Raw genomic sequence first — 23,539 nt, forward strand, 5'->3', positions numbered from 1 at the left:
GCTGATTTACTGGCTGGCCTCTCCACTCAAAAGCAGGGGGAATCATGGCTATCGAAGCTGTTTCCACGACTGTTCCGCTAAAGGCGGGTGAGCGTCTCGCCGGTCTTAATCATGTGGCTGAATTGCGCGCGAGATATTGGGGCGATAGCTGGAAAGAGGTTGAGCGTTTTGTCGATGATATGCGCGATAAACGTGACCCACAATTTGAAGAAAATAATCGGGCGCTGGCCGCTATTTTCTTTCTGGCAAAAATACCGGCGGCTCGTCATGAGCTCGAATTAAGTGAGCTGACTACTGACGAGAAAAAGGCGCTTATTACAGCTATGAACCATTTTCGCGCAGTAGTGAGCTTATTTCCCAAACGGCTAACCATGCCGAATTAATCCAAACAGAAATTTAATGGCGTAAACCCGCCGGGCTTCTTATTGCCCGAAATCAGGAGAGTCAATTATGTGTAATACCGCAACTCGTACCACTAAAACCACAGTAGATAAGTCTGGCCTTAACCAGTTGTTGACGGACGCGAGGATGCAAGAGCGCCGCGCGCGTGCGGAAATTATGGCAAGCCGCATGGTTAACCTCGCTAACCACATTAAAACCAACCAACTCGACATTAACGAGGCACTGGAGCTGTTGTTGCAGGAAAGCGAAATTTACCGCCATCAGGCTATGGAGATCCACTAGTGGCCGACGCAATGGATTTAGCACAACTGCGCGAGCAAGAAGACCGCGAACGCCTCATCAACAACGCGCGCAGCCGTATCGCTGCGCCTTCCCGCTTTCTCTGTGAGGAATGTGACGCACCAATCCCGGAAGCTCGCCGTATTGCGATTCCAGGCGTGGCCTTTTGCGTGACCTGCCAGCAAATCGCCGAGCTTAAATTAAAGCACTATCGGGGGTATGAATTGGCTGTTCAATTCGCTTTTCCGTGGAATGCTCCACGGTCGGCAATAGCCAGCCCATATCTTACCTATGACCAACAGCATCGCCGCGATCGTATGTTCGTGGCTTTGCTGCATGCGAGAAAAGAGCTTTCTCTCCAGCCCGAGTGCGTGCGCTTTGACGTTTATCGCACCGCTACGGTGCTGGAGCAAAATCAGGGCAGTCAACGAGCCAATGCTTTTTTAATCAGTTTCTGCAAAAAGGCATTGCCGCGTCTTGAACTGGTCGCAAAAAAATACGAGAGCGCGGGTATCAACAGCAATGTATCAACCGCCGTTTTCGGTGGTCATTTTGATACCCGACTCATGCAATATCTGGCATCACGTATGGTTAATCTTGTCGCCAGATATAACCGTCTTCCTGATATGTCGCGCGCCGATGTTGACCTGCTGGCCGGTGACATTGCTAACTTTATTCGTTCTGAGCTGGCAAATATTGATGATTCAGGTTTTGGTGAGCTCAAAACGCTTTACACCTGGTACATGCACGCTGGTTTTATTTCTCTGCAATTCAATGTCACGCCTCCCCATTGGGAGCGCGTGGCAAATAAATACTTCAACAAAGATGATATCGCCCCCGCAGTTATCCGTATGTTTACTGAGTCATGGTGGCGTAATCGTCTGCGTCGTGTCGCATCGGCATGGCGCGAACACCTACAAATTGCAGTCGGCAACGTCAGCAAGAAAAAGCACGCCTACGCGAGTAAAAACTGCGTGACAGACTGGCGCGAGCAGAAGCGCCGCACGCGTGAGTTTCTCAAGGGGCTGGATCTCGAAGACGAAGACGGCAACCGCATCAGCCTGATTGAAAAATACGACGGTTCGGTCGCTAACCCTGCGATACGCCGCTGCGAACTGATGACCCGCATCCGTGGGTTTGAAAATATCTGCAATGAGCTCGGTTATGTCGGGGAGTTTTACACCCTGACAGCACCATCTAAATATCACGCCACGACTAAAGCGGGATACCGTAACAGCAAATGGAACGGAGCCAGCCCGTCGGACACGCAGAATTATCTCACCGGACTTTGGGCGCGAATTCGCGCCAAGTTGCATCGGGAAGAAATCCGCATTTTCGGCATACGTGTTGCCGAGCCTCATCACGACGGAACGCCGCACTGGCACATGCTTATGTTCATGTTGCCGGAAGACGTCGAGCGCGTGCGCCTTATCATCCGTGATTATGCGTGGGAGGAAGACCGCCACGAACTGAGAAGCGATAAAGCCAAAAAAGCGCGCTTTCATGCCGAGGCCATTGACCCGGAAAAGGGTAGCGCTACCGGCTATGTTGCTAAATACATTTCGAAAAATATCGATGGCTATGCTCTCGATGGTGAAACCGATGACGAAAGCGGTGAACTGCTGAAAGAGACAGCCCCTGCAGTATCTGCATGGGCGGCTCGCTGGCACATCCGTCAATTTCAGTTTATCGGTGGCGCGCCGGTGACGGTATATCGTGAGTTACGTCGTCTCGCTGATACCGAGACCGCGCACGGTTTAAGCGTTGAGTTTGCCGCCGTTCATGATGCCGCTGACGCCGGTGACTGGGCTGGTTACGTTAATGCGCAGGGAGGCCCGTTTGTCCGTCGCGATGATTTACAGGTGCGCACGCTGTATGAACCGCGGGCCGAGTTTAACCAGTATGGCGAGGAAACTGTCTGCATTCGTGGCGTGTACGATTCCGCCGTCGGCGCTGACACCCCGATTTTAACCCGGCTAACGCAGTGGAAAATTGTGCCGAAGCGTGCCGTTGATTTGGCCGTTGACGTTAAGGGCGCTCCTGCGCCCTCTCGGAGTTCTGTCAATAACTGTACGGGAGGCGAAAGCGATCCGCCGGGGCTGGATTTATCCAAACCGTTGAGCAGAACTGAAAGGAGGATGTTAACGGCCAGACTCAGGGATAAGAAACGAGTCACAAGGCGGGAGTTTGTCCACGGAACGGGTAAACAAAGCGCTGCAATTGACAGAACAATAGACGATATTCTGCTCGCAACCGGCGAAACCATCAGCCGGGGTGAGGCGCTGCACCTGATATCCGGTGGCAAAAGCTGCATAAATGGCAAATGGTTCCGTGGTTCCGCAACCGGAGAAATTTTCCCGGCAGCACCTTCACACCGGGCACAGGCCAGAAAAATCCTAGAACGAGTTGCGGGGTTAGCGTCAATTACTAAGTCGAGACCGTAACTAATCCATATCCATATCATGCACATACGTCATTTTGTAGTGTCACTTTTCTCTTTCATCTTTTTATAGAGACGTGGTACTGTATATTTATACAGTTTCGCGTATTGGAGGTTGTGTGGATAGAGAGTTAAACGAGCAAGTCATGATTGAACGGGTCGAGATGATTGCGCGTCTGACGACAGAGTGTGTTTGTCAGGAAAGAGATCGTGAAATTGCTTTGAATTTAATTGCGGAAATTGCGAGAGGGAACTTGATGAAAAATAACTCTTTTTCAGTAGTTTTCGCTCCCGCTCCTATTGAACAAAGATTAAAAAAAGGGGGCGAAGTGAGGGTTAACATCACGTTGGATAAAGACCAAAAAATTGGGCAGCAAGTTGTCGATGCTTTCCAGTGCGAATTGACTCGACGGGTGCAATCAATTTTCCCATCAACGAGAGTGACGGTAAAAAAAGGGTCTATGACGGGCGTTGAACTGGTGGGGTTTGACCAAGAGTCAGACCGTGAAGCGTTGGACGGTATCCTTCAGGAAGTGTGGGAAGACGAGAGCTGGCGTTAGTTCCTGAAAAATGTGCAAGCCTGGGCCCTGTGTTTTATAGCATGGGGTTGTTTTTTATGGGGATTACAGATATAGGGTAATCATAAGTTGAGCTCGTATTTTGATGCGCCTTCTATCCAGATGAACAAAGCAGAACACTAGCTGCTGCGCTCATTCGTTACAAGCAGCTATACCGGCAGTCCTGGGCACTTCAAAACTTGGTTCGTGGGTGGTACAAAAAACATTTTTTAAGGATAAACAATAAATTATCCAACTTAACTCGGAGTTCTTGGGGGAGGGGGGTAGCGCGAGTTAAAGCGAAAAGACTTTAGTTTCGTACTATCTACAAAATTTGATACAACCAATTGAAAAAGGTGCGAAAACGTTGTTAAATGCGACGATTTCCTGAGGGGGCGAAATGAAAAAAATAACCAAAAGAGAGAGAGATAGAGATATCTTACGTGCTTATTTACATCGCACGGGAAGAGATATTTTGGAGGCTGGTCGCGCCAAAATCACCCCTATTTCAAAAGCATCTAAAATTAATCGTTGGATCACTGCCCAAATTAAAAGTGGATTGGATTGCGAAATCAAGAGAAATAGAGATCTTTTTCTTACATTACCAACAGTAATGAATTTTTCAAACAATTATCATAGAACAATGCAGGCGATACAAACGATAAGACATCTTACAGGGCGTAAGATGTTTAATAATCAATGTTACCGCCTTTGTTTTGTTGATTTTTCAAAGATACGATACATATCTGCTTCTGCTGCTTTGGTGTTAACGGCGGAGTTATCAAAATGGGATGACTCTGTAAGGAAGCGTTTACGACCAAAAGTTAAATCTTGGGATAAAAACATACTTTCTCAATTCGATGAGTTAGGCTTTTTTGATTTATTTAGTAATAAAGATAGTTTCGAGCTTGAAAAAGAAAAAGAACCAAGCAATATTAGTTTTGTAAAATATATGAAAGGTCATTTGCATGATGATGAAAAAACTCAACATCTGAAAAGAGAAATAAAACGTATCGTTGGGGAAGATTTAGGGAAATGGACGTTTTTGTATAGTGGATTATCTGAGGCTATTACAAATGTTGTTCATCATGCATATCCTGACAATAAAGGGTATCATGAAGATGATAAAAAATGGTATTTGACAGCTTCATATGATGGTGAGAATAGAGTTATAAAGGTGGTTTTTTACGATCAGGGGATAACTATTCCTGGTTCACTACCTGAATCTAAAATTCATGAAAAAGTATTGAGTTATCTTTCTAGGTTACCTCTGGCAGAGCGTAAAAGAGATGAGCAATTATTAAAAGCGGCTGTTGAAATTAAACGTTCTAGCACCGGTGAGATAGATAGAGGTAAAGGCCTGCAGGATTTGTTGGAATTCATCAAGCAAAGAGGCGAAGGCTATCTTTCCATTATGAGTGGTAAAGGACTTTACAAATATTCACAGCACAATAACAAAATTGAGGTAAAATCAGTAAGCTTCACTCTACCTGTTTGTGGTACACTGATAGTATGGAGTACAAAGCTATGATTGTTAAATTGGTTGCCAGCCTCATGAAAACATTGAAGATTGGTTCAGAGTTCTCAAAGGTCCCTAGAGGCCGATACCGTAGCGACGGGACGGCAAGTGGCGAACGTTTCAGAGAGGATTTTTTACGGAATCGTCTTAATTCGCTGCACTCCGGGGAAAAACTACAGATAGTCATCGATGATGATGTCGAAGGATATGGTTCGTCTTTTTTAGTGGAAGGCTTTGCGGGCATGGTGAAATATGGGTACATGCAAGCAAATGAGTTACTTGCTAAAATTGAAATTAAATATACTAACCCTGACTTCGAGTTCTATAAAAAGAAAATAGAACAATATATCAAAGAGGCACAGTTTAATTCAAAACAATATGAACCAACTGCCGAATAATACGATATTTGCTTTAGGTGAAAACTCTAGTGATTTTTCACCTAATTTACTGATTGTTAAGACGGATAATTCAGAAGTCTTGAGTTCCAATCATCCGGTGAAAGATATTGGTACCGTAATTGAGGTTGCCAGTTCGAACATTGTTGATGCAATACAAAACCCACCTAAGGCTCCTCTTTTATCATCTTCGCTTATCACTGCCTTGATAAGCACAACGTGCGCTGCTACGGCTGCATTTATTTATAATAAAATACATTGGCGCTCTGTTGTTAAGAGAGAGGCTAAAACTAAACTTCTTGAGAGCATTTCAGATGTAGTTAACGAATTGCGTACAGATGCAATAAGTTATTGGTTGAAAGGTTATTCAAAAAAATCGGCTAAATCTCTTTTAGAAGAGGAAATGAGAATTAAAGCGAGTTTAAATATAATAAATTCGACTATAACCATATATGTTTCACAGGTGTCTAGGCTTAAAAGAAAAGAAATTGAGTCAAAGTTAAGAGGTTTTCATAATGAGCTTTTTGATATCATAACTGGTGATGACTTTGAAACTCAGACTAGAAAACAAGATAAAGGTAAAGTCTCTGCTATTTCAACAAAATGTGTGGCGTTTCGCGTATTGTTGAATACCATTAAATTCTAGGTAGGTCATGCATTTGCTTGATGCATGAATTTGCATTCATTTTTTTAATCAGGATTTGTCACCCGACTATAGTGTTTATACGGTGTGGGTGATGAATGCAACTGCATTAATTCCGACCCACGAAGCGGGCAGGCGAGGCGGGGAAAGCACTGCGCGCCAGGCTACATTTATGCATTTATTTTCAGCGCCTGAGCGCGTCGCAGTGCCGCGCGGGTATCTGTGGGTGGTGCGGGGGTGTCCGACGGTGTGGCGGGCTTCTGAGGCGGTCAGGCGTGGGGGTAAGAAAAAACCGCCCGGAGGCGGCGGAAATCAGTCATTTTCGGTGTCGAGGGTGTAACTTTTGAACCGGATCACCTCCTGACCGGCCCACGCGTTGACCTCACGCATCCGGTCCTGTAACGGGATGAGCTCGTTACGGACAAACACCTTTGCCACCTTTTCTATGTCACCGAGCGAGCCGACGTTTTCGGGTTTACCGCCCATCAGCTGGAACGGGATGCGGTGCGCATCGAGCAGGTCGGCGGCGCTGACTTTCTTGATATTGAAAAAGTCGTCTTTCGTGGCCACCTCGCTGAGCGGCACAATTTTAATGCCGTCCGGTTTTCCGTGCGGTGCGTAGAAAAACAGATTTTTGAAGTTGCCGAGCCCCTTCGAGCTGCGCATCGCATCGCGCAGCGCCTCAACATCGGTACCGCTTTGCGCGGCGTCCGTCACATACATGATGTAACCCGCATGAGCCCCGTTCTGGTAATACTTGCGACGGAACAGCGTCGCCGCTTCATTCAGCCAGGCTGAGTTTAGAGCGCTGAGATATTCCGGCATGCCGTACAGCTCCTGGTTGATGTCAGGCTCCAGCAGGTGGAATACGGATCCCGGCGCGAACGGGTGCGGCTGGTCGAATGACGGCACCCACCAGTAGACATCCTCCTCAATACCACGCCGCGTGTATTTCGCCGGTGACGCTTCCAGCTTCAACGGGCGACCAGTGACACTCTTTCGGAGTTCTAAAAACGCGTTGCCAAACACCAGAAAATCAAGCGCGAAGCGGCTGAAGTCCTGTTGTGACAGGAGCGGGTGCGGAATAAACGTTGAGGCCAGAATATTACGCTTAACGTAAATCGGCGAGCTGTGATGAACGGCGGCGCGCAGGCTTTTTGCCAGCCCGTTAAAGCTGACCGGTGGCTCGAACCAGCGGCCATTATTGACGCATTCCACGTAATCCAGAATATCGCGGCGGTCGAGCACGGCGCTCGGTTCACCAAAGGTAAACGCCTCCATTTTTTGGGGCGCGCTGTCTTTCATGTTGCGCGGGCGCTTTTGTGGCTGTGGCTTGCGGCCTTTGTATTTGCTCATCAGTTGAACTCCAGAATGGATGATGTTGCCTGGCCGCTGCCAGCGGTAAGCGGTTCGTTTAACAGCGCGTGCATGGTCGCCCAGGCGACGTCCGCGTGACTGGCTTCCTCGGTGCGGCTGGCCTCATAGGTGGCGCTGCGCCCGCTGCTGGTCATGGTCTTGCGGATAGCCATAAACGAGGTGGTGATGTCGGTGGCGCTGACGTCGTATTCGAGACAGCCGCGGCGAATAACGTCTTTTGCCTTCAGCACCATCGCGGTTTTCATTTCCGGCGTGTAGCGGATATCGCGGGCGGCGGGATAAAACGAGCGAACCAGCTGGAAAACACCAATACCGAGGCCGGTTGCATCGATACCGATATACTCGACGTTGTATTTTTCGGTGAGCTGGCGAATGGATTCGGCCTGTGTGGCGAAGTCCATGCCTTTCCACTGGTGACGCTCCAGAATGCGGAACTTGCCCCCGGCGACAACCGGCGGCGCGAGCACCACGCACCCGGCGCTGTCGCCACTGTGCGAGGGGTCGTAGCCAATCCATACCGGGCGGGAGCCGAACGGGTTGTCGGCGAACGGCGCAAAGTCTTCCCACTCTTCCAGGCTGTCGACCATGCAGCGCTGCAAATCCTCGAACGGGAACACCGACGCCTTGTCGTCAACGAACTCGCACATAAACAGGTTACGGAAGTCGTCGACGCTGTTTTCCTGCCGGAGCTGCTCAAGGTTAAACAGCGTACAGCCCCCGGCGAGCGCATCCTCAATGGTGACTATCTGCCGCCACTGGCCGTCAGGACATACCACGCCAGCGGCGAGGGCGTCATGACTGATATCGATGTCGACCCGCTCGCTGGCGCGGGCGCGGCCACGGTTAAATAATTCCCCCGACCAGAACGGGTAAGCGCCGTGCGCCAGGGTGGAAGGTGTCGAAAAATAGGTGCTGCGCAGGTGGCTTTGTGAGGCCATGCCCGACGACACTTTTCGCAGTTTCTGGAAGTTAGGGATCCAGAAAATTTCGTCGACATACAGGTCGCCGTTATGACTCTGCGCGGTGTTGGAGTTGGTGCCGAGAAAAATCAGTTTTGCGCCGTTGTTGCCGATAACAATCGGGTCGCCGGTCAGCTCCACATCAACCCGGCGGGCAAACTGGATGATGTACTCACGAAATACATACGCCTGCGTTTTACTCGCCGACAGGAAAATCTGGTTATGGCCGGTTTTCAGCGCATGCAGCAGCGCCTCGCGGGAAAAGTAGAACGTCGCCCCAATCTGGCGCGATTTCAGAATGTCGCGAATGCGGTGCTCAAGCCCGGCGCGGTGCCAGCGGAGCTGATACTCGAAAGACTCCGCGAAAAAAATCTCTTCCAGTTTTTCGATAGCCTCGTCGCTGAAAAAGTTCTTTGTCGGCTTTTTGCGGTCGCCTTTGTTGCGGTTGGCCACGTTGGGATTAAGGTCAGCCTCGTTTCCGGTCTGGCCATAGCGGTTAATGCGCGCAAAGCGCTCCATCTGTCGGGCCAGAAAATCCGCCACCTTGAAATCGTGGGGTGTCAGGTTGGGCTTTGCATAAAGCTGAATCAGCCGGGCCTCTAAGGTGCTTTCGACCCGGTTCAGCGGTGCGGTTTCCTCCCACTGGTCGCGCTGTTTCCAGCTCTGCACCGTCGGGCGTTTGGTCTGCAACATGTCGGCAATCTGCGGCACGGAAAACCCCTGCCAGTACAGTAAAGCCGCCTGGCGTCGAGGGTCGTTTAATAAAGTGGTGTCGGTGGTGATGGTCATGGATGCCTCGCCGTGATTGATACAGGGTAAGGCTAAAGAAACGGGTGATGCGAATCGCTAAGGTGCTGTTGTGTGAGGGATAAGCCATCCGGGACAGATGGCGGGTGGGCGGCGACGTCGGGAAACTAACCCCGACCCGTTAACCCGATATCAGGACTCCTGACAATGGCAAAAAAAGTTTCAAAATGGTTTCGCATCGGCGTCGAAGGCGATACCTGTGACGGCCGCGTTATCAGCGCGACGGATATTCAGGAAATGGCCGGGACCTTTGACCCCCGCGTCTACGGTTGCCGCATTAACCTCGAACACCTGAAAGGCATCCTGCCGGATGGCCCGTTCAGCCGTTACGGCGATGTGGTTGAGCTGAAGTCTGAAAAGATTGACGACGATTCGGTACTGAAAGGCAAGCTGGCGCTGTTCGCCAGAATCACCCCGACCGATGACCTGATCGCAATGAATAAAAAATTGCAGAAGGTTTACACCTCAATGGAAATTCAGCCGAATTTCGCCAATAGCGGTAAATGCTACCTGGTCGGCCTGGCGGTGACCGATGACCCGGCCAGCCTCGGCACCGAATACCTCGAATTTTGCCGGGGGGCCAAATTTAACCCCCTTAACCGCTTCAAAGCTGCACCGGGCAACCTGATTTCTGTTGCCACCCTCGCCGAGCTGGAGTTTGAAGACCAGGCGGAAAATGTCTTTACCGCCCTGAGCGACAAAGTGAAGACGATTTTCAGCCGCAAACAGGCCAGTGATGACGCCCGTTTTCAGGATGTGCATGAAGCCGTGACGACCGTCACTGAACATGTGCAGGACAACCTCACCGCCACGGAGCAGCGTCTTGCCGCGCTGGAAAATGCCTTTGCGACGCTGAAACAGGACGTCACCAGTAAAGCCGACCAGACCCGCCAGGCATTCAGCCAGTTAAAAACCACGCTGGATAACACCGAAAGCACCACGCAGCCCCGCCGCAAGCTCTCCACCGGTGGCGGAGGTGATGAGCTGCTGACTGACTGCTAAACGGTCGTGAATTTATCGCCGGGCAACAGCTTTGCCCGGTCAGACAACCCGATTTAACCCAACAGGAAAGACTATGCGTCAGGAAACCCGTTTTAAATTCAATGGCTATCTGTCCCGCGTTGCCGAGCTGAACGGCATCGACCCGGACGATGTGAGTAAAAAATTCTCTGTCGAGCCGTCCGTCACGCAAACCATGATGAACACCGTGCAGATGTCCTCGGCCTTTTTGCAGAAAATTAACATCGTGCCGGTGGATGAGCTGAAGGGTGAAAAAATTGGCGTTGGCGTCAATGGCACCATCGCCAGCACCACGGACACCAACAGCGGCCAGGAGCGTAAAACCGCCGACTTTACCGCGCTGGAGTCCAGAAAATACGAGTGCGACCAGGTCAACTTTGACTTCCACTTCAAGTATAAAAAGCTGGATTTGTGGGCGCGCTTCCAGGACTTCCAGCGCCGTATTCGCGATGCCATCATCCAGCGACAGGCGCTTGATTTCATCATGGCCGGGTTCAATGGCGTTGAGCGTGCCGAAACCTCTGACCGCAAAGCCCATCCGATGCTGCAGGATGTCGCCGTGGGCTGGCCGCAGAAATACCGTAATGAAGCGCCGACCCGCGTGATGAGTAAAATCGTCGACGAGGAAGGAAACGTCGTTTCCGCCGTGATCCGCGTGGGTAAAAATGGCGATTACGTTAACCTCGATGCGCTGGTCATGGATGCCACCGACAACCTGATTGACGAGATTTATCAGGAAGATTCTGAGCTCGTGGCGATTGTGGGGCGTAAGCTGCTGGCCGACAAATATTTCCCCATCGTCAACAAAGACCAGCCCAACACCGAAGCGCTGGCGGCTGACATCATCATCAGCCAGAAACGCATCGGCAACCTGCCCGCCGTGCGTGTGCCGTATTTCCCGCCGAACGCGATTATGGTGACGCGTCTCGATAACCTGTCCATTTATTTCATGGACGAAAGTCACCGCCGCTCCATCATCGAAAACCCGAAGCTCGACCAGGTGGAAAACTACGAATCGATGAACATCGATTATGTGGTCGAAACCTACGCTGCCGGGTGCTTCATTGAAAATATCAAGCTGGGCGATTTCTCTGCCGCGCAACCGGAGGGCTAACCGATGACGAGCCCCGCACAGCGTCACATGATGCGGGTCTCGGCCATTGAAACCGCGCAGCGGGAAAATAACCCGCTGCGGCATGCCACTGCCTACGAGCAGATGCTGGTTAAGCTGGCCGCAGACCAACGCACGTTAAAAGCCATCTTTGGTAAAGAGCTGAAAGCCAGGAAAAAGCGCGAGTTGCTGCCGTTCTATCTGCCGTGGATCAGTGGCGTGCTGGAACAGGGCAAAGGCGCGCAGGATGACATCGTGATGACCGTCATGCTGTGGCGTCTTGATGTCGGCGATATCGGCGGCGCGATGGACATCGCCCGCTACGCCTTCAAGTACGGTCTGACCATGCCAGGCAGGCACCGCCGACCGCCGCAGTACATGTTCACCGAAGAGGTGGCACTCGCCGCCATGCGCGCCCATGCCGCCGGTGAACCGGTCGTCATCTGCCAGTTGCTCGACACGCTGGCGCTGACCGCCGCCGCCGATATGCCGGACGAGGTGCGCGCAAAACTGCACAAAATCACCGGTCAGGTGTTGCGGGATAACAAACAGCCCGCCGACGCGCTGGCCCACTTCAGGCGAGCGATGCAGCTCGACTGTCAGGCAGGCGTCAAAAAAGACATTGAAAGGCTTGAGCGTGAGCTGAAGCCCAGACCGGCAACGGTCGTTAAAGCCCCGGCAAGCGCGCCGCGCGCCGTGAAAACCACGGCACCGGTTAAACGTGGCCGACCGAAAAAGAACCCCGGTTAACAGAATGCGCCCCGCGCCAGGGCGGCACGCCGGTCGATGAGGGTGTTTTACCCGACCTGAGACCGGCGTCCACCGCCCACCTATTCAGAGGTAGTCATGACGACGCTGATTATTAAAAAGAACGATGAGCCGCAGCCGGGTGGTGTGGTGGTCATCCCGCCGCCTGCCAGCGATGAGCCGGTGATTAAAAACACGTTTTTCTTTCCTGACATCGACCCGAAACGAGTGCGTGAAGGGATGCGACTTGAGCAGACCGTCGCGCCGGCCCGGCTGCGTGAGGCCATCAAAACCGGCATCGCCGAAACCAATGCCGAGCTGTTTTTGTGGCGGGAACAGCAGATTGCCGGGGGGGTTAACACGCTGGCCGACGTGCCGGCTGACGACCTCGACGGCGAAAGCGTGCGCGTTTTCTATTACCTGCGCGCCGTCACCTCAATGGCGACCGCCACGCTCTATGAGCGTTATCGCGGTGTGGACGCCAGCGCCAGAGGCGACAAGAAAGCCGACAGCATCGACACCACGGTCGACGAGCTGTGGCGGGACATGCGCTGGGCGGTATCACGCGTCCAGGACAAACCCCGCTGCATCGTGAGCCAAATCTGATGCAGGCCATCGCGCAACAGGGCGACACGCTCGACATGATTTGCGCCCGGTATTACGGGCGCACTGAGGGGGTCTTCGAGTCGGTGCTCGCCGCAAATCCGGGGGTAGCCGAGCTCGGCGCAGTATTGCCGCATGGCACTGTGATCGAGTTGCCAGACGTCCAGTCATCCCCCGTAACTGAAACAATTAATCTGTGGGAATAAACACATGACGGAAGGTGAAAAAAGCGTCCTGTCACTCTTTGTGATCGGCGTGCTGATTGTCGTTGGTAAAGTGCTGGCCGGTGGTGAGCCCATTACTGCCCGGCTTTTTATTGGTCGCATGTTGCTGGGTGGCTTTGTCTCAATGGTGGCCGGGGTGGCACTGGTGCAGTTTCCCGACCTGCCGCCTGCTGCCGTGTGCGGATTTGGTTCCATGCTGGGTATCGCCGGTTATCAGGCGGTGGAGATTGCGATTCAGCGCAGGATTAAAAAAGGGGAAAGCGATGGCGGTCATTAAGACACACCCCAACGTCGCGGCATTCCTCGACACGCTGGCGTTTTCAGAGGGGACGGCGACGCACACGCTGACGAAAAACAACGGGTACGACGTCATTGTCACCGGTATCGATGGTAAGCCGGAGATTTTTACCGACTATCGCGATCACCCGTTTGCCGGTGGCCGCCCGGCGAAGGTCTTCAGTCGTCGCGGGGAAAAATCCACGGCATCCGGGCGTTACCAGCAGCTTTATCTGTTCTGGCCGTATTACAAAAAGCAGCTCGCGTTGCCGGATTTCAGCCCGGCATCACAGGACAGGCTCGCCATTCAGCTTATTCGGGAGCGTGGCGCGCTGGAAGACCTGCAACAGGGGCGCATTGAACGCGCCATTTCCCGTTGTCGCAATATCTGGGCTTCATTGCCGGGGGCCGGATACGGTCAGAGCGAGCACAGCCTCGACAGGCTGGTCGCCGTGTGGCGCGATGCCGGAGGCGTATCCGCATGAAAACAGTCATTATCCTGCTGGCGCTGGCCTGTGCGGGTCTGCTGTGGATGCGACACGATAACAGCAATTTGCGCGCCTCTTTTGAACGTGCGAACCGGGTCGCCGGTACGCAGAAGACCACGATCACTATGCTGAAAAATCAGCTCAACGTTGCCGCAGAGCAGTCGCAACGTAAAGAGCTGGCGCAGGTCGCCATGAGGGACAAGCTCACAGCGGCTAACCTGCTGGCCTTCAGGCGTGAACAAACTATCACGAGGTTACTCAATGAAAATGACGCGTTTCGCCGCTGGTATCGCGCTGATTTACCTGATGCTGTGCGCCGGTTGCACCAGCGCGCCGCCTGTGCCAATGCCGCCGCCGGTGATTGTTTACAACGCCTGCCCGAAGGTCAGCCCCTGCCCGATGCCGGGCAGCGACCCGGTGACTAATGGCGACCTGAGTGCGGATATACGCCAGCTCGAAAACGCTCTGAAGAGCTGCGCAATCCAGGTCGATACAGTTAAACAATGTCAGGATGAAATCGATGTTAAAGCCCAACAGTCTGCGAAAAGCCTTAACTGATGCGGTGCCGGTACTGCGTACCAACCCCGACATGCTTCGCCTACGTCTGGATGATGGCAACAATACGGCGACGCTGGCGCGCTCCCTGTCGTTTGAAAAGCGGTACACGCTTAACATCGTGGTCACGGATTTTACCGACGATATTGACCTGTTGTTTGCACCGATTATGGCCTGGCTGCGCGTCAATCAACCGGACATCATGACAACCGACGAGGGGAGAAAAAACGGATTTGCCTGGTACGCTGACATCAATAACGACAGCAGCCTCGATGTCAGCATCAGCCTGTTGCTGACCGAACGCACGCTGGTTAAAGAGGCCGACGGCGCAATGTACGTTGAGAACATCCCGGAGCCGCCACCGCCGGAGCCGGTGACGCGCCCTGTCGAGATGTGGAGTAAGGGCGAACTGGTGAGTCAATGGGATGAATGACTTCAAACCCTTTGAGGACAAGCTTGCCGGATTGATAGCGGCGCTTTCCCCTGCCGGGCGTCGTCGGATGACCGCCGACATTGCGAAGAAACTGCGCCAGCGGCAACAGCAGCGCATTAAATCGCAGAAAGCCCCGGACGGTTCGCCATTTGCCCCGCGTAAGCGCCAGCCCGTCAGGGCAAAGCAAGGCCGGATTAAGCGCGAGATGTTCGCGAAACTGCGCACTAACCGCTATATGAAAGCGAGCGGTAACGACAGCGCGGCGGTGGTGGAATTTACCGGGAAAGTGCAGCGCATCGCCCGGGTGCATCAGCTCGGACTCAAGGATAAACCATCCCCCAAAAGTGCCGCCGTCGAGTATCCGCAGCGCCAGCTACTGGGCTTTACCGACGATGACTGTCAGCTTGTGGAAAGCGTCATTATCGACTACCTCTCTGATTGAACTGTATCAGCTCAGATTTGAGCTAATACAGTTTTTACTGGCAGCGAGGAGCGGACGTGCTATCTCCGTGAGTAAGGCTGTAGCTTTATAAATGAAAGTTATATACTCACGGCTTTATAATTAATTGTTCTTATTGTGGGTGTAGGCGTCGTTGGGGTTGTTTTTATATGTACAATTAAGTGCGCAATAAAAAAGAAATATGCATTGAATGATAAAATCTAAAAAATGAATTCTTACATGCTATAATGAGAGTCTTTGGTTTTTTTGAAGGTCAAGTTAGATGAATAAATCGCATGATGTTTATACTTACTTTGAAAAACTCTGCTCTGAGATATTGGCTGAAAGTGGCTATGAGATATATGGTTTTAATAGCCTACATACAACTGCTCAAAAAGAGAAGTTTGAGGTTGATTTTTTTGCTAAAAATATAGTGGGTGACTTTGTTGTTGAAGTTAAGTTTTACAGGAGTGAAAGGGAGAATGCAGTATTGCTCAATAGGGCTGCTTCAATGTTATTAAGGAAATCATTGGCTTTAAATAAAAAAGGTAAGCTTCTGATGGTTTCATGTATAGTATCTCCAATGATACGGAGATCGATTGAAGAAGTTTACGGAGTGACTATTTATGATAGAAATGATATTTTAAAACTATCTATTATTAATGCGGGACTAGCTAGCCAACTAGATGAAATTTTAGAGCCAGGTAAAGATGAAGTAAAGATAGAGCAGGCCTCAAATATAAGTTTGGATTTTAATTCCATAAGTTTAGAGAAAATACAAAAGGTTAATGACGAATATTCAAGTGAGATACTAAATAAATCGAAAAGATTAAAAAAAGACTTAGAAGAAACTCCGTTGGGGGATGGTCCTTCTTATGAGAAAATTTGTAAGGAGATTTTGAGGTTTATTTTTGAGCCGCAACTTTCAGGTTGGCATTCTCAACTTAGCACTTTTGATTCTTTATATCGTTACGATTTGGTTTGCAGGGTTAAATCAGATACGGACATGTGGAGTTTTATAATTAATGAAATGAAAAGTAGATATGTGGTTTTTGAATTCAAAAATTATTCCGATCCTATTGGTCAGCAGCAAATACTTACCACTGAGAAGTATTTATCGCCAAAATCATTCAGAAGTGTTGCATTTATAATATCGAGGAGAAATATATCTAAGTCTGCAGAAATGATGTGTCAAGGCGCAATGAGAGAGCACGGCAAGCTAATTATTAATCTATGTGACAATGATCTTGTTGCAATGATGAATAAGAAGGTTGAAATTTTAGAGCCATCTGATTATCTATTTTCTTTGGTGGATAATTTCTTGCTAGGTTTAACCAGATAACTAATAATTTAAAAGTTAATAAATACCTAATAATTGAGCTGTATAAGGGTTGGGTGAAAGAGTGTGATTAAAGAAATAAACATCAGTTCCAAATTTCGTTTTGGGTGGATATATTTCTAGTGTTATCCAAACAGTCTCGGGGGACAATTTTTCTTTAAGCGATAGAAATGTTCCCTTAGCGCTCTTCTTTGTAGAGACGATAGATAGAAGCCGAATTCTATATTTAATGAGAGTAAAAGGTGAGGTGAATGTTGTCATTCAAATCTGCATCAATACGTTGGTAAAAGATAAAGAACAGGTGATGTGTTGGCTTATTGCTCGCTAGATTGTTCGACTGCTTTCCACATACGATTCAGATAATAATCACGGGCTAACGCTTTATGTCCGTTCCGGCACAGAGCTGCCTGCCAGATTAGGTTTGGCTCTATGCCATGCAAATCCGGGCTGATACCGATACCGTTGTGCCAGCCAGGACAAAACGTCCGCAGATTGCCGCCGGAACACCCCGACGGCATCCTTTCCCCTATGAATACTCTCGCATCTATCCAGGAACTCGCCCGCGCGATACGCAACATGATCCGCACCGGCATCGTCGTCGAAACTGACCTCGACGCCGGGCGCTGTCGTGTGCAGACCGGCGGCATTTATACCGACTGGCTCCAGTGGCTGACTCACCGGGCCGGGCGCTCCCGCACCTGGTGGGCTCCCTCTGTTGGTGAGCAGGTGATGATTCTGGCCGTCGGCGGTGAGCTCGATACTGCTTTTGTGCTGCCGGGTATTTATTCCGACGACAACCCCGCGCCGTCGGCCTCGGCGGATGCCTGGCACGTTGAGTTTCCCGACGGTGCCGTTATGAGTTATGAGCCGGAAACCGGCGCGCTGACCGTCACCGGCATTAAAACTGCCGACGTGACCGCATCCGATACGATTACTGTCAGCGTGCCGGTGGTGCTGGTCAAAGCCTCGACCCGCGTCACCCTCGATACACCGGAGGTGGTCTGCACCAACAAGCTGACGACCGGCACGCTGGAGGTGAAAAAAGGCGGGAAGATGTCCGGCAACATCGATCACAGCGGCGGCGCTTTCACATCCAACGGTGTTCAGGTGGATAAACACGGGCACGGCGGCATCAGGCGTGGCGATGAATGGACGGAGGGGACCCAATGACAGCCCGTTACCTCGGCATGAACCGTGCGACCGGCGAGCGTATTTCAGACGTGGACCATATCAGCCAGAGCATCGGGGATATTCTGCGCACGCCTGTCGGTTCCCGCGTCATGCGTCGTGAATACGGCTCGCTTCTGTCGCAGATGACTGACCAGCCCCAGACCCCGGCGCTTGAGCTGCAAATTATGGCGGCGTGCTACATGGCAATCCTCAAATGGGAGCCGCGCGTCAGGCTGACCAGTATCACCACAACCCACCAGTTTAACGGACAAATGATCGTCGATGTAACCGGGCAAATTACCGATACCGGCGAGAGCCTTTCATTAACCATTCCAGTGAGTTGAAACTATGCCGACTATTGACCTGAGTCAGTTGCCTGCGCCGGAAGTCATTGAGGCGCTGGACTATGAAACCTTGCTTGCGGAAAGAATGGCAACGCTGATTTCGTTATATCCGGAAGAGGAACAGGATGCCATTGCCAGGGCGCTAAGCCTTGAATCTGAGCCCATCGTAAAGGTACTTCAGGAAAATGCGTATCGCGAGGTGATTTTACGTCAGCGCATCAATGAAGCCGCCAAAGCCGGAATGGTGGCTTATGCCATCAAAAGCGACCTCGACCAGTTAGCGGCAAATAACAATGTCAGCCGCCTGACAATCATCCCGGAGGATACCTCCCTGAGCCCGGCTGTCGCCGGAGAGATGGAGTCCGACAGTGATTTACGCCAGCGCATTCCTGCTGCGTTTGAAGGGATGAGTGTCGCCGGGCCGACAGGAGCCTATGAGTTTCATGCCCTAAGCGCCGACGGAAAAGTCGCTGATGCATCGGCAATCAGCCCGGCTCCGGCAGAAGTCATGGTGACTATTCTTTCGCGGGAAGGCGATGGTACCGCATCTGACGAGCTGCTACAGACAGTGAGCGACGCCCTTAATGATGAAAGCGTCAGGCCCGTCGGAGACAGGCTGACAGTCCAGTCAGTGGAGATTGTGAAGTATGCAGTGGATGCCGTTATTTATGTCTATCCGGGGCCAGCAGTAGAACCGGTTCTGGCGGCCGCAAAAGCGCAACTTTCTGCTTACATTACCGCCCAGCGCCGACTCGGGCGGGATATTCGTTTATCAGCCCTGTATGCCGCACTTCATGTTCAGGGTGTCCAGCGTGTTGAGTTACATCAGCCATTAGCCGATATGGTGCTGAATAAAACACAGGCGTCTTACTGCACCGCCGCGACGGTGGTCGTAGGGGGGTCTGATGAGTAATGCACTGATGCCACCTGGCACATCAACACTTGAGCGCCGTTTAGCTGAGGCCTGTTCAGGCATCAACGGGCTTTCTGTGCCGCTTCGTGACCTGTGGGATCCGGAAAAATGCCCGGTGAGCTTTTTACCTTATCTGGCCTGGGCCTTTTCGGTGGACAGCTGGGATGAGGCCTGGAGTGAAGCCGAAAAACGCAGCGTCATCAGTGAATCGTTCTGGCTTCATCAGCGTAAAGGGACCGTGGCCGCCATTCGACGGGTAACTGAGAAAATGGGCTACTCCATGTCACTGGAAGAGTGGTGGGAGATTGCCGACCCGGCAGGCACGTTCCGGCTTGAGGTGGACGTGAATGAGGTTGGGCTGACGTCGCGCATGCTGGATGAACTGGACAGGCTGGTCAATGACGCTAAACCCCTGAGCCGTCATCTGGCACAGCTGAATATTTCGTCCAGGGCTGCGGGCGTGGTTGCGACCGGCAGCTCATTTGGCAGCGGAGAAATCATCAATATCTACCCGGAGGATGTCGAGCCGGACGACGAGCATCTCTATAACGGCATGATTTTTCACGATGGTAATTTTGATTACAGGTAAAACACATGGCAAATATTTTTGAGTCACCATCGTGGGAAGACGATATCAGCCTGATTGGGCGTACCGAGCGCGTGTCCGGTGGCCTGGATGGTGTGGCTAACCGGCCCATTAAACAGCTGGCGAACCGCACCCGCTACCTGAAGGAAAAGAGTGAGGCGATTGACCTCGATCTTTCCGGGAAAATTGAGGCAGTAAAAACCTTTACGGATGGCGCCACGTTGCTCTCGCCCCGGGAGGAAATCATCTGGGGCGCCTACCGGATGGTCTGGACGGGCGATTTTCCAAAAACGGTTCCTGCCGGATCGACGCCGCAGTCCTCCGGCGGCATCGGGGCCGGGCGCTGGGCTTATACCTCCGATGCGGCCCTGCGCGAGAGCCTGATTTTTGCCGATGGTTTTCACAATATCGGCAAGGGTAACTATACCTATATCCGCCAGTATGACGGGGACGCCACGCGCATTCTGTGTTACGGCGTGGAGCATCTGTTTGACGGCGGAGACGGTGAGTTTGAGCGCAATGACCGGGATGTGACCTCACCGGACAATAACTGCACCATCATTGTCGATGCGCTGGGCCGTCGCTGGTACCGCCATTTTAAGGGCAATATCCAGATGCGCTGGGCGGGTGTGAAAACCACGGATGAAACGGATGCACCGCAGGACACTGCTTTTAAAAACTGTCTGCTGGCAGCCGCTGCCCATTCGCGAACTGGCTGGCCGCAGATGGTGATTGAAGCGCCGCCCAATGCCCGCGTTTATCTGGCGGAAATGCACTATATCCGCTGCGGTGAGTTCTCGGAAAGTGACGTCTGGCGCAGTAAGGGGTACAAGGGCACCCGCTTTGGGATCATCGGGACGTTTGCACTTGCGCCGGGGGCGGGGTTTACCATTGTGCAGGCCAGAAAGCCGCTGCTCCTGCTGGATATTGATAACTCAGAGATGACCTTCTCCCGGGATTTTACGCGGGAGGATTATGCTCTCCGGCTGGAGGCGATAGTGTTCCGCCCTGAGCTGGATGTGGACGGTACGAATTACGGCGGTACGCTGCTGTACTCCACCGGCAAATCCGATATGAGCATGGTGCGCGCTCACTGGCCGGATATCACCCAGACCCTGCCCTCAATGCAGAACCTCGGAAAAGCCAAGCTGGCGGCGAATGCCTGTGGCCGGACTTTCTGCCTCAGCAATACCGGTGCCGGCTTCGGTCATATCCTGTCTGTCTGGTCGCAGGATAACCGGTGGCGTAACGTGTTCAGCAACATGTATGACGTGTCGGTCCTCGCCTATGAGGATTATGTCCCGCACACGGAAGATACCGGCGGCCTGCTGATTGACAGCTGCGGCACCATGAATTTCCCGGAGCTGCTGACCGGGGCCGGTGGCCGGGGGCGCATCTGCATTCACGACTCCCCGAGCGTCCATATCGGCTCGGTCAATGCCATCTGTGGCGCACCGACATATTCCGCCGATACGCCGGACCTGTTCTCGTTTGAGATTTGCAACTCCCGCGTGCTGGTTGGCACTGTCCACACGCAGAACCCCGGCGCGTTTGCCCGCTTTGGCTTCAACGCGTTCCTCAGTATTCAGAGCATGGAATGCTGGGATACCAGCGAGCTGTTTACGGCAACAAATGACCTGTCGAAGCTCAACTATCGCGGGCAGCGCGCGGGGAATGCGGTGGACGGGGCTTATCTCGTCGTGGGGTATCTGTGGGCGCAGTCGCTGAACAACGCCACCCAGGGTGCGCCGTGCAGACCGCCCATCCGGGTTGAGAAGTCGGTTAACCGCGGGGAGCTGACAATTAACGGCGGATGGCTGAATAACATTCATGCCGGGTACGGCAATGAAGCCGAGTCAAAACTGTATATCGCTGAGGTACTGACCGACAGCGACCAGTTCAAGCTCAATGTGTCGGGGATTAAGCTGCGCGACAACATTTCCAACTACGTGTTTTATGTGGAGAAACAGTACACCGTCGGGGCCATGCGGGATAACGATTTTAACTTTAACCGCATTCGCTTCGGGGATGGTACGCAGTCCTCCACGGACATGCGGGATTCGACCCACCCGGAGCTGGGCAGTACGGCTCTGCCGCTGAACGGCACCGACTGGAGCTACAACTACAGCCGTGCGGGGCGCTATCACGGCGATCTCGTTGTGGCGGCAAACTCGAAAGTGACCGTGAAATTTAATGACCAGGTGCTGTACAGCTACAGCACGCCGGGTACTTATCCGCTGAATCTGGTCCTGCCGAGGCAGTCGCGCGTCAATATCGCGACGGAAGGGACGGTGACGTTAATCAATTCATCGTGGCGCTACACCACGCTGTAAGGAGCAAACCCATGACGAGAGCACTGAAAGGCCGTTTTCTGGTGGAGGTCTCCGGCGTCAGCCAGATATTCACCTTTGCCACCATTGACGGTATCCGGGGCAATGAAAACCTGCTGTATCTGGATGTTCTGCTGAAAAATGACGATGACGCACTGTCACCGGGAACCTACATCACCCGGAGTTTTACGCCGGACCTGTCCTCAGCGGACAATTTTTTCCAGCAGGGTTATGCCAGCCTGAAAACGCATGACGAGTTTAACGGGGCTGAAGAGGTCGGCATCCCTGAAAGCGAGCCTGAAAGAGAATGACGGGGCAACGAATGGAAAAGCGATTCCTTTCCTTAATCACTGAAACCGGTGCGGAGCGCCTGGCAAAAGCGGCTATCGACGGCGGGAAAGTCGGATTTACGACGATGGCCATCGGCGACGGTAACGGCAGTGTGCCGGTGCCGGACAAGAACCAGAAAGCACTGGTGAACGAAGTTTTTCGTTCACAGCTCAACAGTCTGAAGGTGCAGAATGCCGAAAAAAATATCATCTCCGCCGAGATGATTATTCCGCCGGAAGCGGGTGGTTTCACTATTCGTGAGGCGGCGTTGTTTGACGATGACGGTGAATGCCTGGCCGTGGCCAGTGTGCCGGAGACCTATAAACCGCTGCTGGCAGAAGGCTCCGGGCGGTTTACTGTCCTGCGGATCTGGATTGCGGTTAACAGTGCGGACAGTGTCGAGCTGATTGTGGACTCGGGCATGGTGCTGGCGACGGTGGAGGATGTGATAAACGTCAGTAACGAAGTCAGGGATTACACCGATGAGCAGCTCAGCCAGCATGCACAGTCACGTGACCATCCTGATGCCACACTGGAGAAAAAGGGATTTGTCCGGCTCAGCAGTGCAACCGACAGCGACAGCGTGGAACTGGCGGCGACACCGGCCGCTGTGCGAAATGCCATGAACGCGGCCGTAAAAACGGCGGTGGAAAAGGCCGTGAGGGCCGCCTGGGAGGATGAAAACCCCGTGGGTATCGTGAAATTTTACGCGCGTCATGTTGACCCGAACCAGTGCTGGCCGTGGTCACAATGGGTGTATACCGGCGAAAATCTGACAATCAGGGTGGCGAAAGCGGACGGCTCAAACGTGGGCACCACCGGCGGCAGCGATACCGTCACCCTCCAGCGGGCTAACCTGCCCGCTGTGCAGGTTGATGTGAAAGGCGAGACCAGCGAACAGGAAGAGCTGAAGCTGACGACCACGCGCAACGGGAAGCACAATCATGGCGGCGTGGCTGGTAAAGATGACCCCTGGGAGATTGGTGGCGATGTGCGGCAGCTCTTTAACCCGAAAGAGCTGGGCGTAACGGATGACGCAGGAGAGCACGACCACGAAGTCACTGTACCGCCGCACAAACACACGACCACCGGCAAAACCGATAACCTCGGTGAGGGCAAATCTTTCAGCGTGGTGGAGGCCCACACCCTGCTGATGTGCTGGAGCCGCGTTGCCTGACTCTCTGACGGTCATTCCTGTTGTACTGTCCCTGTTCCAACGGGGATGACTCGTCACCGCTTCCCCCACAACTGAA

Annotated in this window: 28 protein-coding genes; 26 read left to right on the forward strand and 2 right to left on the reverse strand. The window is 52.4% G+C overall.

Annotation, left to right across the window (positions count from 1 at the left end):
* The first annotated feature begins 44 nt into the window (after window positions 1-44).
* From ACZAHD_RS00980 to ACZAHD_RS01010, 7 genes are all read left to right on the forward strand, one after another.
* Window positions 45-383 carry a DUF5347 domain-containing protein gene (locus tag ACZAHD_RS00980; protein WP_462455130.1) on the forward strand — a complete coding sequence of 113 codons (339 nt, stop codon included), beginning with the start codon at window positions 45-47 and terminating at the stop codon, window positions 381-383.
* Between the two features lie 67 nt (window positions 384-450).
* Window positions 451-684 carry a DUF2732 family protein gene (locus ACZAHD_RS00985; protein ID WP_122045601.1) on the forward strand — a complete coding sequence of 78 codons (234 nt, stop codon included), beginning with the start codon at window positions 451-453 and terminating at the stop codon, window positions 682-684.
* Window positions 684-3,125, forward strand: coding sequence for a replication endonuclease (locus tag ACZAHD_RS00990; RefSeq protein ID WP_462455131.1), 2,442 nt, complete (start codon window positions 684-686; stop codon window positions 3,123-3,125). Before ACZAHD_RS00985 ends, ACZAHD_RS00990 begins: the two co-directional genes overlap by 1 nt.
* Before the next feature lie 115 nt (window positions 3,126-3,240).
* Complete coding sequence (locus ACZAHD_RS00995; RefSeq protein ID WP_282338061.1) at window positions 3,241-3,681, forward strand: DinI-like family protein; 441 nt, start codon at window positions 3,241-3,243, stop codon at window positions 3,679-3,681.
* Window positions 3,682-4,078: 397 nt separating this feature from the next.
* Complete coding sequence (locus ACZAHD_RS01000; protein WP_282338059.1) at window positions 4,079-5,209, forward strand: ATP-binding protein; 1,131 nt, start codon at window positions 4,079-4,081, stop codon at window positions 5,207-5,209.
* Window positions 5,206-5,595 (forward strand): STAS-like domain-containing protein, encoded by a 390-nt coding sequence (locus ACZAHD_RS01005; protein WP_282338057.1) that lies wholly within the window; start codon window positions 5,206-5,208, stop codon window positions 5,593-5,595. The genes ACZAHD_RS01000 and ACZAHD_RS01005 overlap by 4 nt, the downstream gene beginning before the upstream one ends.
* Window positions 5,576-6,238 carry a hypothetical protein gene (locus ACZAHD_RS01010; RefSeq protein WP_462455132.1) on the forward strand — a complete coding sequence of 221 codons (663 nt, stop codon included), beginning with the start codon at window positions 5,576-5,578 and terminating at the stop codon, window positions 6,236-6,238. Before ACZAHD_RS01005 ends, ACZAHD_RS01010 begins: the two co-directional genes overlap by 20 nt.
* Before the next feature lie 309 nt (window positions 6,239-6,547).
* Here the strand turns inward: ACZAHD_RS01010 and ACZAHD_RS01015 are convergent, their stop codons facing one another.
* The gene (locus ACZAHD_RS01015) at window positions 6,548-7,591 is read right to left on the reverse strand and encodes a phage portal protein (RefSeq protein WP_462455133.1); all 1,044 of its coding nucleotides are present in this window, start codon (window positions 7,589-7,591) and stop codon (window positions 6,548-6,550) included.
* A complete protein-coding gene (locus ACZAHD_RS01020) occupies window positions 7,591-9,360 on the reverse strand; it encodes a terminase ATPase subunit family protein (RefSeq protein ID WP_462455134.1) in 1,770 nt (589 codons plus the stop codon). Before ACZAHD_RS01020 ends, ACZAHD_RS01015 begins: the two co-directional genes overlap by 1 nt.
* A 165-nt stretch (window positions 9,361-9,525) precedes the next feature.
* Between ACZAHD_RS01020 and ACZAHD_RS01025 the strand changes: the two genes are divergently transcribed.
* The 19 genes from ACZAHD_RS01025 to ACZAHD_RS01115 all read left to right on the forward strand — a co-directional run bounded on the left by ACZAHD_RS01025 (window position 9,526) and on the right by ACZAHD_RS01115 (window position 23,463).
* Window positions 9,526-10,380, forward strand: a complete 855-nt coding sequence (locus ACZAHD_RS01025) for a GPO family capsid scaffolding protein (RefSeq protein ID WP_462455135.1) — start codon at window positions 9,526-9,528, stop codon at window positions 10,378-10,380.
* A gap of 73 nt (window positions 10,381-10,453) precedes the next feature.
* Complete coding sequence (locus tag ACZAHD_RS01030) at window positions 10,454-11,512, forward strand: phage major capsid protein, P2 family (RefSeq protein WP_462455136.1); 1,059 nt, start codon at window positions 10,454-10,456, stop codon at window positions 11,510-11,512.
* A gap of 3 nt (window positions 11,513-11,515) precedes the next feature.
* Window positions 11,516-12,259: a phage terminase small subunit gene (locus ACZAHD_RS01035; protein WP_462455137.1), complete on the forward strand. Its 744-nt coding sequence runs from the start codon at window positions 11,516-11,518 to the stop codon at window positions 12,257-12,259.
* Between the two features lie 96 nt (window positions 12,260-12,355).
* Window positions 12,356-12,862, forward strand: a complete 507-nt coding sequence (locus ACZAHD_RS01040; RefSeq protein ID WP_462455138.1) for a head completion/stabilization protein — start codon at window positions 12,356-12,358, stop codon at window positions 12,860-12,862.
* The gene (locus tag ACZAHD_RS01045) at window positions 12,862-13,065 is read left to right on the forward strand and encodes a tail protein X (RefSeq protein WP_462455139.1); all 204 of its coding nucleotides are present in this window, start codon (window positions 12,862-12,864) and stop codon (window positions 13,063-13,065) included. Before ACZAHD_RS01040 ends, ACZAHD_RS01045 begins: the two co-directional genes overlap by 1 nt.
* A gap of 4 nt (window positions 13,066-13,069) precedes the next feature.
* A complete protein-coding gene (locus ACZAHD_RS01050; RefSeq protein ID WP_004195910.1) occupies window positions 13,070-13,360 on the forward strand; it encodes a phage holin family protein in 291 nt (96 codons plus the stop codon).
* Entirely contained in the window at window positions 13,347-13,844 is a 498-nt protein-coding gene (locus tag ACZAHD_RS01055) for a glycoside hydrolase family 24 protein (RefSeq protein ID WP_462455140.1), read from the forward strand. Before ACZAHD_RS01050 ends, ACZAHD_RS01055 begins: the two co-directional genes overlap by 14 nt.
* Window positions 13,841-14,272: an Rz-like lysis system protein LysB gene (lysB, locus tag ACZAHD_RS01060; RefSeq protein WP_462455141.1), complete on the forward strand. Its 432-nt coding sequence runs from the start codon at window positions 13,841-13,843 to the stop codon at window positions 14,270-14,272. The genes ACZAHD_RS01055 and lysB overlap by 4 nt, the downstream gene beginning before the upstream one ends.
* Window positions 14,154-14,405 (forward strand): Rz1-like lysis system protein LysC, encoded by a 252-nt coding sequence (lysC, locus tag ACZAHD_RS01065; protein ID WP_462455142.1) that lies wholly within the window; start codon window positions 14,154-14,156, stop codon window positions 14,403-14,405. The genes lysB and lysC overlap by 119 nt, the downstream gene beginning before the upstream one ends.
* A complete protein-coding gene (locus ACZAHD_RS01070) occupies window positions 14,368-14,835 on the forward strand; it encodes a phage tail protein (protein WP_462455143.1) in 468 nt (155 codons plus the stop codon). The genes lysC and ACZAHD_RS01070 overlap by 38 nt, the downstream gene beginning before the upstream one ends.
* Window positions 14,828-15,277, forward strand: coding sequence for a phage virion morphogenesis protein (locus tag ACZAHD_RS01075; protein WP_462455144.1), 450 nt, complete (start codon window positions 14,828-14,830; stop codon window positions 15,275-15,277). Before ACZAHD_RS01070 ends, ACZAHD_RS01075 begins: the two co-directional genes overlap by 8 nt.
* Before the next feature lie 280 nt (window positions 15,278-15,557).
* The gene (locus ACZAHD_RS01080) at window positions 15,558-16,616 is read left to right on the forward strand and encodes a hypothetical protein (RefSeq protein ID WP_462455145.1); all 1,059 of its coding nucleotides are present in this window, start codon (window positions 15,558-15,560) and stop codon (window positions 16,614-16,616) included.
* A gap of 573 nt (window positions 16,617-17,189) precedes the next feature.
* Window positions 17,190-17,783: a phage baseplate assembly protein V gene (locus ACZAHD_RS01085; protein WP_462455180.1), complete on the forward strand. Its 594-nt coding sequence runs from the start codon at window positions 17,190-17,192 to the stop codon at window positions 17,781-17,783.
* A complete protein-coding gene (locus ACZAHD_RS01090; RefSeq protein ID WP_213225762.1) occupies window positions 17,780-18,127 on the forward strand; it encodes a GPW/gp25 family protein in 348 nt (115 codons plus the stop codon). Before ACZAHD_RS01085 ends, ACZAHD_RS01090 begins: the two co-directional genes overlap by 4 nt.
* Window positions 18,128-18,131: 4 nt before the next feature.
* Window positions 18,132-19,040, forward strand: a complete 909-nt coding sequence (locus tag ACZAHD_RS01095; RefSeq protein WP_462455146.1) for a baseplate assembly protein — start codon at window positions 18,132-18,134, stop codon at window positions 19,038-19,040.
* The gene (locus ACZAHD_RS01100; RefSeq protein WP_117137343.1) at window positions 19,033-19,629 is read left to right on the forward strand and encodes a phage tail protein I; all 597 of its coding nucleotides are present in this window, start codon (window positions 19,033-19,035) and stop codon (window positions 19,627-19,629) included. Before ACZAHD_RS01095 ends, ACZAHD_RS01100 begins: the two co-directional genes overlap by 8 nt.
* A 5-nt stretch (window positions 19,630-19,634) precedes the next feature.
* Entirely contained in the window at window positions 19,635-21,959 is a 2,325-nt protein-coding gene (locus ACZAHD_RS01105) for a tail fiber/spike domain-containing protein (protein ID WP_430689792.1), read from the forward strand.
* 11 nt (window positions 21,960-21,970) lie between these two features.
* A complete protein-coding gene (locus ACZAHD_RS01110) occupies window positions 21,971-22,267 on the forward strand; it encodes a hypothetical protein (protein WP_462455147.1) in 297 nt (98 codons plus the stop codon).
* 11 nt (window positions 22,268-22,278) lie between these two features.
* The gene (locus ACZAHD_RS01115; RefSeq protein WP_462455148.1) at window positions 22,279-23,463 is read left to right on the forward strand and encodes a phage tail protein; all 1,185 of its coding nucleotides are present in this window, start codon (window positions 22,279-22,281) and stop codon (window positions 23,461-23,463) included.
* The last annotated feature ends 76 nt before the right edge of the window (window positions 23,464-23,539 follow it).

The sequence above is a fragment of the Raoultella sp. genome, assembly GCF_039594335.1.
GTDB lineage: Bacteria > Pseudomonadota > Gammaproteobacteria > Enterobacterales > Enterobacteriaceae > Klebsiella.